At 38.2% G+C, this 16637-nt stretch carries 10 protein-coding genes and 2 pseudogenes; 11 read left to right on the forward strand and 1 reads right to left on the reverse strand.

Annotated elements, in window-relative coordinates; genetic code table 11:
* Positions 1 to 648 precede the first annotated feature (648 nt).
* The 11 genes and pseudogenes from VFA_RS18005 to VFA_RS18065 all read left to right on the forward strand — a co-directional run bounded on the left by VFA_RS18005 (position 649) and on the right by VFA_RS18065 (position 14995).
* Complete coding sequence (locus tag VFA_RS18005) at positions 649 to 1785, forward strand: polysaccharide export protein (RefSeq protein WP_004728286.1); 1137 nt, start codon at positions 649 to 651, stop codon at positions 1783 to 1785.
* 13 nt (positions 1786 to 1798) lie between these two features.
* Positions 1799 to 2239, forward strand: coding sequence for an arsenate reductase/protein-tyrosine-phosphatase family protein (locus VFA_RS18010; protein WP_004728287.1), 441 nt, complete (start codon positions 1799 to 1801; stop codon positions 2237 to 2239).
* An 80-nt stretch (positions 2240 to 2319) separates the two neighbouring features.
* Positions 2320 to 4485, forward strand: a complete 2166-nt coding sequence (locus VFA_RS18015) for a polysaccharide biosynthesis tyrosine autokinase (RefSeq protein ID WP_004728288.1) — start codon at positions 2320 to 2322, stop codon at positions 4483 to 4485.
* 435 nt (positions 4486 to 4920) lie between these two features.
* A pseudogene (locus VFA_RS23515) lies at positions 4921 to 5978 on the forward strand (ISAs1 family transposase).
* A 320-nt stretch (positions 5979 to 6298) separates the two neighbouring features.
* Positions 6299 to 7582 (forward strand): UDP-N-acetylglucosamine 1-carboxyvinyltransferase, encoded by a 1284-nt coding sequence (locus VFA_RS18030; RefSeq protein WP_004728291.1) that lies wholly within the window; start codon positions 6299 to 6301, stop codon positions 7580 to 7582.
* Positions 7583 to 7627: 45 nt separating this feature from the next.
* A complete protein-coding gene (gene murB / locus VFA_RS18035; RefSeq protein WP_004728292.1) occupies positions 7628 to 8530 on the forward strand; it encodes a UDP-N-acetylmuramate dehydrogenase in 903 nt (300 codons plus the stop codon).
* A complete protein-coding gene (locus VFA_RS18040; protein ID WP_004728293.1) occupies positions 8520 to 9794 on the forward strand; it encodes an oligosaccharide flippase family protein in 1275 nt (424 codons plus the stop codon). The genes murB and VFA_RS18040 overlap by 11 nt, the downstream gene beginning before the upstream one ends.
* Before the next feature lie 41 nt (positions 9795 to 9835).
* Positions 9836 to 10744 (forward strand): glycosyltransferase family 2 protein, encoded by a 909-nt coding sequence (locus VFA_RS18045; protein ID WP_004728294.1) that lies wholly within the window; start codon positions 9836 to 9838, stop codon positions 10742 to 10744.
* Between the two features lie 1175 nt (positions 10745 to 11919).
* Positions 11920 to 12948: a glycosyltransferase family 4 protein gene (locus VFA_RS18055; RefSeq protein WP_004728296.1), complete on the forward strand. Its 1029-nt coding sequence runs from the start codon at positions 11920 to 11922 to the stop codon at positions 12946 to 12948.
* A gap of 76 nt (positions 12949 to 13024) precedes the next feature.
* Entirely contained in the window at positions 13025 to 13780 is a 756-nt protein-coding gene (locus VFA_RS18060) for a glycosyltransferase family 2 protein (protein WP_004728297.1), read from the forward strand.
* A 48-nt stretch (positions 13781 to 13828) separates the two neighbouring features.
* On the forward strand, positions 13829 to 14995 hold the full coding sequence (locus VFA_RS18065) for a nucleotide sugar dehydrogenase (protein ID WP_038152513.1): 1167 nt from the start codon (positions 13829 to 13831) through the stop codon (positions 14993 to 14995).
* Between the two features lie 109 nt (positions 14996 to 15104).
* On the opposite strand, the pseudogene wecA reads toward VFA_RS18065, so the two are convergent.
* Positions 15105 to 16180, reverse strand: a pseudogene (gene wecA / locus VFA_RS18070) (UDP-N-acetylglucosamine--undecaprenyl-phosphate N-acetylglucosaminephosphotransferase).
* Between the last annotated feature and the right edge of the window lie 457 nt (positions 16181 to 16637).

Genomic DNA, 16637 nt, shown 5'->3' on the forward strand with positions numbered 1-16637 from the left:
ACGTTGAAACACCTAGCGCAACTAGCATTGCTAATGCAATATTTTTCATAGATAGTCCTTAATATACAAATTTAAACATCGATGTTTGAAGTGTGTATTGCACTTCGATTCTCATTGTAGATACAAATTGTTTGTAAAGTAAACGGCTGAGATGTTGTTAAGGGAGATAACTTGAGGCTCATTGAACATTCAATCAAAATTTCACAGAGAAAATGACGACAATAAATTGTCATCTTAACAACGATGTGCATAATAAACGCCCGAAGAATTAAGGTGACAAAATAGTCGCTTGATCTAAAAACAACGTCAAAAAGCTTGTTAGTCACGTTTTTATGAAAACCGTGAGCGTAATGTGGTCCACGCAAACACCAAAGGGCGGTAGCATCCCAAGTTTTGGGATAAAACCACATTTATCGCAGTGAGTTATTTTCTTTTTTATCAAAGAACGTACTATAACGAACTAACACGCCATATGGCTCGGATTGAAAAGCTGGCAAAACGATATAGTTAAACGTTAAGGAACGAGCCTTTAACTATATCGAAGTTAACATTTTGCGCTCAATGTATTGTTCGCATCAATGATTGATTGAATTTTCCCAGAGATTACAAGAACAAGAGTGAACTTGTTCATAACCAAAATTGGCTTACATGGAACTGAAAAAACATCTCCTGATCGCGGTATTGCTGCCGACGATTCTTGCTGGGTGCACCATCGTGCCCGGATCGCACCTCTCACCAAGTGATAAAAATGTTGTTCAATCTGAATCCGATCAGGACGACAACATTTCTGACCAAGTCAACGTTTACCCGTTAGATGCCCATAATGTTAGCCGTTATCAACGGCATCAAGATTTCCGTTCGCGCGCCAATTCTGATCTTGATGCATTAGTGGCCGCTTATGAGTATAAAGTCGGCCCTGGCGATATCCTGAACGTGACCATCTGGGATCACCCTGAATTGACGATTCCTGCGGGCTCTTATCGTAGTGCGTCCGAAGCGGGCAACTGGGTTCATTCCGATGGTTCCATCTTTTATCCTTACATCGGTACCGTTGCCGTCGCTGGAAAAACAGTACGCGAAATTCGCGCTGTCATTTCTGAGCGTCTCTCCAAATACATCGAAAGCCCTCAAGTTGATGTCAGCGTCGCTGCTTTCCGATCTCAGAAAACGTATGTCACCGGTGAAGTCTCGAAGCCGGGGAAACAAGCGATCACTAACATCCCTCTGACGATTTTAGATGCGATAAACAATGCTGGCGGTCTAGCGGCTGATGCCGATTGGCGTAATGTCACCTTGACTCGCAACGGTGAAGAACAACATATTTCGTTGTACGCCTTGATGCAGCGTGGTGATCTCACTCAGAACCGATTACTGCAAGCGGGCGACATTATTCACGTACCGCGTAATGATAGTCAGAAAGTGTTTGTGATGGGCGAAGTCAACGACCCTAAAATGTTAAAAATTGACCGCTCTGGCATGAGTTTGACCGAAGCCTTGAGCAGTGTTGGTGGTATCAATCAGCTTTCTGCCGATGCAACAGGTGTATTCGTTATTCGAACCTCGAACGATAAATCTGAACGCATCGCTGATATTTACCAACTGAATATTAAAGATGCGTCTGCTTTAGTGATCGGGACGGAATTCGAAATTCAACCTTATGACATCGTGTACGTTACTGCTGCACCGTTGACGCGTTGGAATCGTGTGATTAGTCAGTTAGTGCCAACTATTTCGGGATTTAATGATCTCACTGAAGGCGCTCTACGCGTACGCAATTGGCCGTAGAAAGGTGAATTAGATGTTCAATAATATTTTGGTTGTGTGTGTTGGGAACATCTGCCGTTCACCCAGTGGTGAACGGGTATTGCAAACGTTGTTACCCAACAAGCACATTGCTTCTGCCGGCATTGGCGCAGAAAAGAGCCGTTTAGTCGGTAAGCCCGCGGATGAAATGGCAACGCAAGTGGCAGCTGAACATGGGGTAGATTTAAGCAACCATCATGCACAGCAACTCACTAGTGCTTTGTGTGGTCAATATGATTTAATTTTAGTCATGGAAAAAGGGCATCTCGAAGCGCTCACGGAAATTGCACCTGAAGCGCGTGGTAAAACAATGTTGTTCGGTCAATGGATAGGGCAAAAAGAAATTCCAGATCCTTATCGACAAAGTAAAGAAGCGTTTGATTATGCATACAGCTTAATTGAGCAGGCTGCGCAAGCGTGGGCGAAAAAACTTTGATATAGCGTTGATACCATCGCGACATCACACTGATTTTTATTTTTTAATTTTCCCTGAAGCTCCCAGGATACGACAATACAATGACAACACAAGCAACCCGATCTTCAGTCGATAGCCAATCAGATGAAATCGATTTAGGCAAACTCTTTGGCATTCTACTAGATGCCAAATGGATCATCATTATCACGACCTTTGTTTTTGCTGTGCTGGGGGTGGCCGTTGCCATACTTTCTACGCCAATTTATAAAGCCGACGCACTGATTCAGATTGAACAAAAAAGTTCCGGTGGTATCAGTTCGCTAGTTGGTGATATGGGAGAGCTGTTTTCTTCTGAATCGTCGGCAACGACTGAAATTGAGATCATCAAATCACGCATGATTTTAGGGGATACGGTTGATAAGTTTAACCTGACAACGGTTACTGAACCTAATTACTTCCCTCTATTGGGCAAAGGATTCGCTCGCCTAGGAGGAGAGAGTCGAGCGATAAGCGTTAGTCGATTCACTGTTCCTTCATATGCGGATGAAGATGAGCAATACTCAATTACTGTACTCGATTCTCAAGCTCAAACTTATCAGTTTCTACGCAATGGTCGAGAAATGTTTGAAGGTGTAGCCGGCCATCTTTCTAAGAAAGATGGTTATGAGTTGTTTGTGACTAACATAGATGCAGAAAAGGGCTTTGAGTTTACGATTGAAAAACGCAGTAAACTTGCGGCTATCGAATGGTTGAAACAAAATCTTTCCGTAAGTGAACGAGGCAAGCAAACCGGCATTCTGGAGTTGAGTTTTACTGGAGAACGAAAAACGCATATTGCTGATATTTTGAATGATATCGCGCAAAACTACTTTCTACAAAATGTTGAACGTAATTCCGCAGAAGCGGAAAAAAGTTTAGCGTTTCTTAAAAACAACCTTCCTGATGTAAAGCAAAGTCTGACAGAAGCTGAAGACACCTTAAATGCATTCCGTCAAAAAAATGATTCGATTGATTTAGGGTTGGAAGCGCAGTCTACTCTTAAAGTGATGGTCGAGCTGGAAGCCCAGTTGAATGAACTAACGTTCAAAGAAAGTGAGATTAGTCAGCGGTTTACCAAAGATCACCCAGCATACCGTTCCCTGTTAGATAAACGAGCTACGCTCTTGAAAGAAAAAGAACGTTTAAATCAACAAATTCAGAAAATGCCGAAAACGCAGCGTGAAGTGCTGCGTATGACACGTGATGTGGAAGTGAACCAACAAATATATGTTCAGCTTCTCAATAAAGTTCAAGAACTCTCAATAGTCAAAGCGGGTACTGTGGGTAACGTGCGTGTATTGGACCAAGCAGAGTCATACGCTGAGCCAGTTAAACCTAAAAAAGCGTTAATTGCAGTGCTCGCGACGCTATTCGGCGGCATGTTGAGTGTGGCTTTTGTTTTGGTGAAAGCGGCGCTACATCGTGGTGTGGAAAACCCGGATGATATCGAACAAATTGGCCTTTCGGTTTATGCCAGCGTGCCGAAATCAAATCTTCAACTAGAATTATTCAATAAGCTGAAGCGTCACCGTAAGCAAAGCACAGAATTAACGTTATTAGCGGAATCTAATCCAGCGGATCTCTCTGTTGAAGCCTTGCGAGGTTTACGGACCAGTTTGCATTTCGCGATGATGGAGTCTAAGAACAATGTACTGATGATCTCAGGACCTGCTCCGGGCATCGGAAAATCCTTTGTGTCGACGAACTTCTCAGCCGTTGCGGCCAAAACGGGGCAAAAAGTACTGTTGATCGATGCCGACATGCGTAAAGGTTACCTGCAGCAACCTTTTGGTTTGGCATGGGAAAATGGTTTGTCTGATTTTTTAAGTGGCAAGATAGGCTTAAATGAGGCAGTGAAGACCACTCAAGTTGACAATCTAGACATCATGACGCGTGGCCAAGTGCCACCAAATCCATCAGAGTTACTTATGCATCCTCGTTTTAAAGAGTTGATGGAATGGGCGAGCGAACACTACGATTTGGTGATAATCGACACGCCGCCAGTACTTGCAGTCACCGATCCAAGTATCGTGGGTGCATTGGCTGGCACAACGCTGATGGTGGCCCGCTTTGGTATGAATACCGTGAAAGAGATTGACGTTGCTCGTAACCGATTTGAGCAAGCGGGTATTGAAGTCAAAGGCGTGATTCTGAATGCGACCGAGAAGAAAGCATCTAGTTATTACGGTTACGGCTACTATAACTATTCATACAAAAGCGAAAGCTGAGAAAATACAGAAGAAGAAAAAAAGGGCCTATTGGGGCGGGTGAGAGAAAAACCACAAAAACAAATAATTACAATAAGATAGTAGTTTTAGACTGTCTCAAAATGAATAAAAAATGTCTCAGTGTATATCAAATGTCTGAGACATTTTGGTGTCGATTAGTACTAAAAAACTGATTTGGATAAGAAAAACACAGAATACAACGCCAATATAATGATCAAACACTGCTTATTTCCTGCCGCAGGCCAGGGAAAATTCACGAACATGCGCATGTTTAAAGGGGTCGTGGCGCATTGAGTTCTCAATTTTCAAACTTCACTAGTTAGCGCAATCACACAACAATCAATTTGCCGAAGATCGATTTGTAGATCATTTTCGGTGTTTTAATACCTCCATAGACAAATTGGAGGTCCAATAATTAGTAACCAGAACCCATTTATGCATGTCGATGTTATCCCAGATTACCGACAAAAAGGCAAAGTCGAGCACAAGCTAACAGATATCATTTTGTTAACAATTTGTTCGGTGTTTTCTGGTCAAGCTCGAATAGATTTTTTGAAGCGATTCGGTGCTTCTAGTTTTGGTGTTCCGTCAGCATCGACCATAGCCAGAACGATGAGAATGATAAGTGCGACTCGATTACAGAAGTGCTTTATTGAATGGATGAAAGATTGCTGTGAGTTGACCAAAGGAGAGGTGGTTGCCACGACGGTAAGGAGGTGAGGGGCTCTTACGATGACTCTCGCGGACTTGGTGCTATCCATATGGTCAACGTGTTTGCCACTGAAAATGGTGTGAGCCTCGGACAACAAAAAGTGTCCCAGAAGTCGAATGAGATCACCGCCATTCCAAAGCTACTTGAACTGCTTGATATATCAGGCTGTTTAGTCACGATTGATGCGATGAGCTGTCAAAAGAAAATTGCACAAAAGATACTTGATAGTGACGCGGACTATCTTTTAGCAGTTAAAGGTAACCAAGGCCGTTTAGAGCAAGCGTTCGATAACTATTTTGACATGAGCATGTTTCAAAACCACGATGGTGACTCCTACAGCACGCAAGAGAAATCACGTGGTAGACAAGAAACTAGGCTTGCATTGAACAATAAAGATTTAAGTGTTTTAGGTGATATTGAGTTTGAGTGGTCTGGTCTTAAAACCATGGGTATTGTGGTTTCAATAAGGCAAGAAGAGGAAGTAGCGAAAGAGTCAGAATTAGTGGTGAAATACTACATCAGCTCGAAGGATTTAAATGCTAAAGAGTTGTTAAATGCAACGCGATCGCATTGGTTGGTGGAGTCGATGCATTGGAGCTTGGATACCACATTTGGTGAAGACTCAAGTCGTAAGCGCGCGGAAGAAAGTGCAGAGAATTTCGCAAGGATCAGACAAGCGTGTTTAAATATGCTCAAGAGTGAAACGACTCTGAAACACAAAAGAGCGATGTGTGCCATGGATTCTGAGTACCTATTGAAGGTGCTAGAAAGCCTTTATTGACGGGGATATTCATGATTTTTCCGTGATAACTACTCCTGCAAAAGTGAAAGTAAATAGTAGAGAGTAGTCATAAATATAAGGGCCTAAAAGGGCCTTTTATTAAAAGTCTTAAAAGTTAGATATTTAAAGAAAATTAAATATTAAATGATTATGATTATTTAGATTGCATGTAATGTATCTCATACTATGAAGGTTATTATGTTCAAGTTTTACTGGTCAGTTATTTGTTTCAAAGAAGAAGTTTATTACCTTCTAAACTAAGAAATCTCTTAATAACATTAAAGTTTTAAACGTATAGATTGTATAGGAAAATTTATTTTATGGCTCTTTATAATGATGTTATTGAAATCGAAGGTGGGCAGACACCAAAAGGTGAAGTGACAGTTTCAGGTGCTAAAAACTCAGCAACTCGACTGTTAGCTGCTGCTACATTATGTGATGAAGAAGTAGTCTTAACCGGTTATCCTACTAACTTAGTTGATTCTAAGCATAAAGAGAGATTCCTAAATAATAATGGTGTCTTAACTAAGTCTGAAAATGATACTTTAGTTATTGATTCAAAAGATTATACTCCTAAACATTTAGATGATTATTTTTACCCAATTAGAACTACATATCTATTGGTTGCAGGTCAACTGAAACGCAGTGATGTCGCATATATCCCTTATCCAGGAGGATGTAACATTGGTGCTCGTAAATATGATGTGCATATTGCGATTTGGGAGGAATTTGGTTGTAAAGTCGAAGAGAAAGAAAACCATATAGAAATTCATAGACCTGAGAAGTTACTTGCTACCCAGTATGAATTTCCTATCTCAACTGTGGGTGGAACAGAGAATGCTTTGTTGATGGCATCTATTGCCGAAGGCATCTCAACGTTTGCTAACGCTTATATCACGCCAGAAATCGAGGATTTAATAGCTTTTCTTCGTCGCTCAGGTGTTGAAATTGAAGTTATAGGTCAGAGTTCCATTAAGGTTACTGGATGTAGCTATCTAAAAGGGCATCAATACCATGTCTTACCTGACCGTATTGAAGCATTAACTTGGCTAATTTATGGTGCAATTTCTGGCGGTTCTATACTGATCAAAAATGTACCTTTTGACTCAATGGAGATACCACTGATGTATCTCAGAAATGCTGGTGTAGATTTTTTCCAGAATAGTGAAAGTATTTATATCAATACATCATGTATGAAAGACGGCCATGCTCACTCTTTCGAAGTAGCTTGTGGTACTCACCCTGGCATTATCTCTGACATGCAGCCGTTTTACGTAATGCTTGGCTTAATGTCCATCGGTAAGTCACGTATACATGATTACCGTTACCCTAAACGAGTCTCATACGTAGAAGAGCTACAAAAGTTTGTAAATCTTCAACTTGAATTTGAAGAGGGTAAGATAACAACTAATGGTCCAGTTACTTTTAATTCCGCTGATGCCGTAGCTACTGATTTACGTGGAACTATGGCTGCTGTTTTAGCTGCATTATGTGCTCCGAGCGGACTTTCACGCATTACTGGTGTGTCAATGGCCCTGAGAGGTTATAACAACCTTGAAGCTAAGTTAGAGCAGCTTGGTGTTAAAGTCGATTACAAAGGTTAGTAACAATAAGGATATGCACCATGTAATCATGGTGCTTAAATAAATATGGTTAAGTTAGCAGACAAATCTTACTGGAAAGTTGGCGGTGAGTGTTCCTCATTTTTCGACGTTGGCGATGAAATACAACTTAAGAATACATTAAAGAATAATGACTTATCTAAATTGATCGTTATTGGCAACGCGACAAATCTACTCTTTGACTCCAAGGGATACGATGGTGTTGTGATTAAGCTCAATGGCCAATTTAATCAAGTCTCATTTTCTGATTCTGGACCAGTAGAAGTGGGTGCTGCTGTTTGGGTTCCGGGTTTAGTTAGACAATTAATGAAAAGAGGCAAAGGCTCTCTAGATCACTGTGTAGGTATACCTGCGACAGTCGGAGGATTAGTTGCTATGAATGGTGGGAGCCAAAGGAAGTCTATATCAGAAAATATTATATCCGTTAAAGTCATGGATTATGATGGTAATATCCATTGGATTGATCGCGAAGAGTGTTTATTTTCTTATAGAAAATCATTATTTCTTGATGGTGGTTTAATAATCCTAAGCGTTATATTGGATTTGGTGGATATTGAACCTAATTCAAATAGAATTGATCTTCTTAAAATATTGAAAGAAAGACGCCTGAAATTTCCGAGAAAAGAACCAAATTGTGGTTCAGTATTTAAAAGTAGTGTGGAACTATATAATAAAATTGGCCCACCAGGGTTTGTAATTGAGTCGCTCGGTTTAAAAGGTTTAAAATTTGGTGATGCTGAAATATCTGAGAAACATGCTAACTTTATCGTAAACAAAGGACATGCAAAATCTGATGATATTATATCTCTAGTTAAGCATATTAATCTATACTGTAAAAATGAATATAATATCGAGATGGAAGCTGAGGCGATTTACTTAAGTAAGTCTGGTGAAAGATATTTACTTCATTGTGCCCCAAATGAAAAATGATAGTCTACTTTATAAAATAATATCGATTTTTTTAAAGAAATCAATAGTTTTTATTCTTGCTTTTGTCGTAATGCTATTACAGGCTAGGGCTTTAGGTGCCGAGACTCGTGGTGTCTTGGCCGCATTGCTCGTATTGCCCAATTTGTTTGTAATTATTGCTGAAGGAGGAATGAGGCAAGCAAGTACATACTTTTTAGGAAAGAAAATAATTGACGAAAAAAACACGTTGGCTACATCGAAAGTGTTTTTTTTCGTATCATCAATTATAGCTACCATAATCCTTTTTCTTGCGCAAATTTACACATTACCAGATATTGATTCTAATTATATTCTCCTTTCCATCGTTGCCCTACCTTTTTTAGTAATAAATAGTGGGTACCGAGGGTTTTTGTTAGGATATAAGAAAACTGATAAGTTTGGTAATAACTTATTAATACCAAAATTAATTCAAACCTTAGTAATCGTAACGTTGTATTTACTGGGGGTTTTGAATCTAGAATGGTCTCTCATCGTTTTTATTTTAGTTGGTGTAGTAAATTTTGCTTTAGGCTGGCTTGCAGTCCAAGAAGTCGCCCCAAAGGCTCCAATTCGATATTTTAGTTTTACTACACTTAGTAAAATGCTAAAGCTGGGCGGAGTATTTGGACTAAGTTTCTTCTTCATAAATCTCAATTATCAAATAGGGATCCTAGTCGGGAAAGGCACGTTAGAAAGCTCCGAGTTAGGTAACTATGCAGTCACGATACAAATCGCGGAGCTTGTTTGGCAATTGCCAGCTGCGATTTCCGTGATCTTTTTTTCCGAAAGTATGTCTAAATTGCAACATGATGATAAATGGGTAGCGATAATAACAAAGACTACAAGAATTCAAACAGGTTTAACTCTTATCATCTGCTTGATAGGAATTCCTTTAGCTCAGCATCTGTTACCAATTCTCATTGGTAATGACTATGAAATGGTATATCAAATATTGATTCCGCTTATTCCAGGAATAGTGATGATGTCTGTCTTTAAGGTAATTAATGTAGACTTTGCAGGTAGAGGGAAACCTTGGATGATATTGACGTTTATGCCGTTTATTGCCTTGTTGAATTACTTCCTGTCCACGAAACTATCATTAGAATACGGTGTTGTTGGCCTTTCTATAGCTGTGTCTATTACTTATTCATTGGCAGCTATATTAGCCGTTTCCGCATACTCTTACATGTACAAAGTTAATTTTCTTTCTTTCTTTATTCTGAAAAAGAGTGACTTTAAAAAGTAGCGTTAGGTTTTGAATAAGTTAATTTCTAGTTTGGGTTTTATATGAAAAAATATAAAGTAGCCATTTTTACGGCGTATTACAATCGTGAGAATGATGTCAGTGAGTCAATTTCTAGCCTGTTGAACCAAACGTATGATGATTTTGTAGTTGTAGCTATAAATGATGGTTCTACAGATAATACACTTTCCAAGATGAAAGATATAAATGATGATAGGTTGATAATTATAGATAAGGACAATAGTGGTTTTGTTTCCTCAATGATTTATGCCATAAATAAAATAGATTCTGAATATATTGCGATACATGGCTCTGGAGATATTTCATATCCAGATAGAATATCTTTGCAAGTTGAGGTGTTAGATAACAATCCCAATGTTGGAGTAGTAGGCTGTCATTATAAGAATACAGATCTAACTAGAAACAAATCTGTTGAGTTTCACCATTTGTCTGGACTTATTAAGGGGCCAGAAATGGCGATTCAATTGAGTATGAAGAATCCCCTCACACAAGGTGAAGTTATGTTGAGAAGGGATGTTTATAATAAAGTTGGTGGTTACAATCCCTTATTTATTTTTTCGCAAGATTATGATTTATGGACAAGAATTTCAAAAGTTACCGATTTTTTTATAATCCCTAAATTTTTATATGAACGATATGTGCGTTTTGATGGAGTAAGCGGCAATGTTAATAAAATTGCCATTCAGCAATATTTAGCCAGTGTTGCAAGGGTAAATAGTTTTGTAGACAACTCTGATATTAATGTGTTGTCTGTATTCAAAAAAATAAATGATCCTATACTATCTAAGAGGTTAATTAGACTAAATGTAAGGGCAATACTATATGAAAAAATATATCCTAAAGATCTTGCAAGAATAAATTTATTAGAACTAGGTACTAAGGGCTTGTTTTTTAATCTCTTGCTAAATATATGTCGATTTAGAAGAAAGTAAAATGAATGGTAGATTTATAAATAAAATTAATGCTCTTCACTTATTTATATCAGGGACGTTTTTTTTAAAGATCATAGAATCAACTGTATCATTTATACCTCCTATATATAAATTTTATTTGCCAGCAACTCTATTTATTGGTTTTTATATAGCCTATCCTTATTTAAGGAAAATTCAAGGTAGTATATCGGTATCAATATTTCTGATAAGTCTATTTTCATATTTAATTATACTAATTAATGTTTTATGTTCTGACTATGTGGACTTAAATGGAGTAACTCCTTTAGATTTTCACTTGGTTTTACTTTTTTCAATCCCTGCCTTTTTTATGTATGGAATATCTATATCTAGAAGTGCTTCCTTTAATCTTGAAGAGAATTATATAGATAGGTCAGTTGTTTTTTTACTAGCATTAGTTATATTTCTTAACGTAAATTTCCAATATTTTAGATTAGACTTTGAATCATTTAAGTATGATAAGGCTGTTTATCTGTTTCTTGGGGATATATTGTCCATAATCGGATTGTATTATGTTTCTATTGCAAAGGGGACTTTGAATAAAACTATATACTTTTCTTTTTTTCTATTGTTATTGTTTGTTGTTTACTCTAGGACAAGTTTGTATTTCTTCGCTTTTACTGTCTTCGCTGGAATATTTATAAGTTCGAGTGGTAGAAGAAAGATTTGTTATTTATTGCCTGTCGTTTTTTTTGCGTTAATTATAATTCCTTTATCTGATAAACTAAGTCATATGGAGTTGCCCTACTCTTTGAATAGAATGTTGTTCGTATTCTCAGGGTCCGATGATGGTTCTTTAAATGGTAGGGAAATGATATTTGAGGGCTCATTAAGAAGTTTAGAAAACTCGCTATGGCTAGGAGATTTTGGTAACCAGATTGACGTTTTTGGGTATTGGTCATTCTACATCCATAATGTTTTATCCTACTTAAGACAATTCGGATTAATAGCTTTTATATTTGTAATAATAATGCTATCACTCCCTCTGATTTTCTTTACTTATAGAGTTCATATTGGTAGGCGTTTATCAATTAGCCCTTTATATACGTTTGGCTTTTTGGTTTCATTTTACTTGTTATGCATATATGTATTTTCTCGTTCGTATATGTATCCATACATTTATTTAATGCCAGGTTATTTCATAGGAGTTATTTGTAGTGAAAAAAAACCATACCTTACAAATAGGTAATTTTGGCGGTGACGTTCAAATTGATGGACAAACAGTAAAAACAAAAATGATTCATAGACTATTACTGTCTAGATATGATGAAGTTAAAATTATAGATATATATAATTATTCATTAATTAATTATTTGTTTCTTATACTTAAATTGCCTATGTTAGTATTTTTATCTAATTCCGTTTTTATAGGAATAGGTAAGCGTGGCATGAAAATATTAACTCCTATAGTAATAGTTTTGGGTGCTGCTTTTAAAAAAGAAGTCCATTATTATGTTGTAGGAGGTTGGATGCTTCTATATTTGGAACGATATAAGTGGTTGATACCATTTTATAAAAAGTTTAAATCTATTTTGGTTGAATTACCGTCTATGGTAATGGATTGCCAAGATAAATTTAATCTTAATAATGTTTATAACCTTCCAAATTTTAGGTGTTATAATTCTGAAGATACAACGGTTTTGCAAGTTAATTCACCAGTTAAACTTGTATTCTTTTCTCGAGTTATACCGGAAAAAGGAATATGTCTTGCGCTTGATGCGTTGAATCGAGTAAATAGTGAGAGTAATTTGGCTACTCTTGATGTTTTCGGGCCGGTTTTTGACAAAGAGATCCTTGAGTCTATTGAGAATAATCAATATGCGAAATATAATGGTGTTTTATCACCTGACGATTCTAGTATTTACACTGAGCTTAGTAAATACGACGTCTTATTATTTCCGACATATTATGAAGGTGAAGGGTACCCCGGTGCTATCGTAGATGCTTTCTTCTCTGGTTTACCCGTGATAGCATCGGACTGGAAATATAATGGTGAAATAATTACTTCCGGAATCGATGGCTATATTTTTGAATCAAAGAGTGTTTTATCTCTAGAGAATACTTTGAAGAAGCTTTGTTTGAATAGAGATCAAATCTTTGAGATGAAGAATAATGCACTGAGAACTTCAGAAAAATTCTCATTCGAAAATGCTAAGAAAATTATGAATGATGTTACATTTTTATAGGAAATGATTTCCCTTTGTCTCAATAAAAGTGTCATTTTATTTTTTAATTGGTTTTCTTATTTTAAGAGGTATCCCATTGTATTCTCTAGTTTCTATTATTACCCCTTCATTTAATTCTCAAGATTGGGTTGAAAAAACATATATTTCCTTGAAAAGTCAAACTTATACTAATTGGCAATGGATAATTACAGATGATTGCTCGGCAGATAATACTTTTGACCTTTTAAATGATCTTTCGAAAAATGATTCCCGCATAAAATTGTTCAAAAATTCTGTTAATTCTGGGGCTGCTGTTTCACGAAATAACTCTATATCTAAAGCTGATGGGGAGTTCATTGCATTTATTGATAGTGATGATCTTTGGTTACCAGAAAAGCTTGAAAAACAAGTGCAATTTATGCTCAAGAAAAACGTTAATTTTTCTTTTACAGCCTATGAGACTGTGAATGAAGACGGTGAGTCAACAGGAAAGAAAGTTGACACACATTTAACTGGATCTATCGAATATGAGGATATGCTAAGAAAGAAAGCCACTTTAGGTTGTTCTACTGTTATGCTAAGACGATCTGCTTTCGATGATATTTCAATGCCTTTAATTAGAACAGGCCAAGACTACGGTCTGTGGTTAAAGTTGTTGAAGACTGGTACAAAGGCATATCCTATTCCAGAGGTACTTACGCAATATCGTATACTGCCAAATTCAATATCTAGAAACAAAGTCAAGAAAGCCAAAAGACAATGGCAAATTTATCGACAGATTGAAAAACTTAGTTTAGTTAAGTCATTTGAATGTTTTTGCTTTTATGCTTGGCGAGCCGTTTTTCGTAAGTAGTATGTTGTTGTCAGATTTATATAAATAATTTAAAAATTAGGTAGTTAAATGAAAATTACTATTGCCGGCACAGGCTATGTCGGCTTATCAAATGCAATGCTGTTGGCGCAGAATCATGAAGTTGTGGCTATCGATATCATCGAAAGCAAAGTTGAAATGCTTAATAATAAGCAGTCGCCGATTGTGGATACAGAGATTGAAGATTTTCTCGCCAACAAAGCGCTCAACTTCCGTGCTACGGTAGATAAGCAAGATGCTTACGCCAATGCCGATTTCGTTATCATCGCGACGCCAACGGATTATGATGTTGAAACCAACTATTTCAACACAGGTTCTGTTGAATCCGTAATTAAAGATGTCATCGCCATTAACCCGAGTGCGGTGATGGTGATTAAATCGACTATCCCTGTCGGTTATACCGAGCAAATTAAGCAAGAGCTGGGTTGCGACAACCTGCTGTTCTCACCTGAGTTTTTACGTGAAGGTCGCGCGCTGTACGATAATCTTTATCCTTCTCGCATTATTGTGGGTGAACGAAGTGAACGCGCTGAAGTTTTCGCGAACCTGTTAGTGGAAGGGGCGGTAAAAGAAGACATTAAAGTACTGTTTACCGATTCAACCGAAGCTGAAGCGGTGAAACTGTTTTCGAATACCTATCTTGCATTGCGTGTGGCTTACTTCAATGAACTGGATAGTTACGCAGAAACTCACGATCTCAATTCTCGTCAGATTATTGAAGGGGTGAGCTTAGATCCTCGTATTGGCAATCATTATAACAACCCGTCATTCGGTTATGGTGGTTACTGCTTACCCAAAGATACCAAACAGCTTCGCGCGAACTATGCGGAAGTACCGAACAACATTATTGGTGCGATTGTGGATGCGAACACCACACGTAAAGACTTTATCGCCGATTCTATTTTGAAACGTAATCCTAAGCGTGTGGGCATCTATCGCCTTGTCATGAAGGCGGGCTCTGATAACTTCCGCGCGTCTTCGATTCAAGGGGTCATGAAGCGATTAAAAGCGAAAGGTGTTGAAGTGGTGGTGTATGAGCCAGTACTGAAAGAGAAAACCTTCTTCAACTCTCTAGTTTTGACTGATCTCGAACAATTCAAATCCGCGTGTGACGTGATTGTGTCTAACCGTATGGTGGATGAAATCAGCGATGTGGCCGATAAGGTCTATACGCGTGATTTGTTTGGTAATGATTAGTCCCTCAATTTGATACAGCATCCATAGTACTTAATTAAGCTTAAGATAGATAAATAAAAAAACCGGCGTTATGCCGGTTTTTTTATTTATCTATTTATCTATCTATTACTTATTTGCTCGCAATCACTTCTTCGGAGCGCTCGGATTTTACTCTGCGTAAGAATGCGGTAAGCCGCCAAACATAGCTAAGTAATACAGAATAAATCATAAAGCAGGCAATAAAGGTGTAGAACATGGTGGCTTCGCTGATACGCGCAGCTTCGCCATAAATTCCAAATGCTGCAAAACCTACTGCAATGAGACAAATCATGGCCAGTGTTTGCTTGGGAGTTAATCCTAAACGCTGGAAAATGTGGTGAAGATGTTCCCGGTCTGGTTTAAAGGGAGAGTCTCCTCTACGCACTCGGCGAATCATGATTGCAGCCATGTCCATCAAAGGTACTGCGATTAGCCACAAGGCGGTGACAGGCCTCATTAATGGCTCGCTACCTGTTTGACTTGCCCCCAACAGTAGCCAAATCACTGTAAAACCGATCATCATGCTGCCGGCATCTCCCATGAATACCTTGCGTTCGCGGCCCAGTATTCCGAGGTTCATAAAGATATAAGGCAACAGGGCAGTAATAATGACCAAACACAAGTAAGCTAACCCATGTTGACTATCTACGTTTAACAGAATTGCAATCGCGCCGAATGTCACAATCGATAAACCGCCAAGCAATCCGTCAATGCCGTCGACCATATTGAAGGCGTTTATGGCACCAATAACGGCAAACACGGTCACGATGATGCCAAACCAGCCTAAGTAAATATCACCAACTCCAAATAAGTTGCCTAAACTGTTGAGCTCAATCCCCGTCACTTCCATCATGGTGATGGAAAGGGCCGCTTGAATCGCGATGCGCACTTTCACACTGAGGTCGAACTTATCGTCCAGCGCACCTACAAATGTCAGCGTCGCAATCGATAACACAAACAGTTCACTGTACTGAATGATGTCGGGGCGAAAGGTGAGAAATTGAGACAGTACAATACAAGTCGATATACCTCCGACGAGTGGTACTGCCCCTTGATGAAGTTTGCGTGCATTAGGCTTATCTACTAACCCTATTTTTTTGCTACTTTTCTTAGTAAAAAGAGAATAGCAAACGCACTAAAGAAGATGAATGTGAGTTCCAAAAACATAGCCTAGCCAATTAATCCGTTAAGTTTGTATTTTTTTGTTTCGTCGAATTTTACCTGAAAATCCGACACGCTAAAAGTCAGGATTAAACGATTTATTCTGTGTATGAATTTTGTTTCTTTATAGTTTGTCTTTTAATTTAATCAACTAAAACAATGTATTATTATGATTTTTTTAATATGAGACGCTCATTGATAGGTATTGCAACGTCGTTATTACTATAGGATTCCTTGGTTGATGTGCTATCTCTAGTCACAATGAGAATCCAATGTAAAATTACATCAATTGTTGTGATTTTTGTCACGTTATGTCTTGCTACTCAATGAATGCTGAACGTTCCCATCGTCCACGCGAGGATGACTTTCTTTTCTGTTGTCCTGCATCAAGGGTTTTAGGTTGAGAATTTTTCGAACCTTGCCTATCGCTACATCTCTACGAGACCTTCTAAAGTCGGATTCT

Origin of the sequence: Vibrio furnissii CIP 102972 (assembly GCF_000176175.1) — a bacterium.
Classification (GTDB): domain Bacteria; phylum Pseudomonadota; class Gammaproteobacteria; order Enterobacterales; family Vibrionaceae; genus Vibrio; species Vibrio furnissii.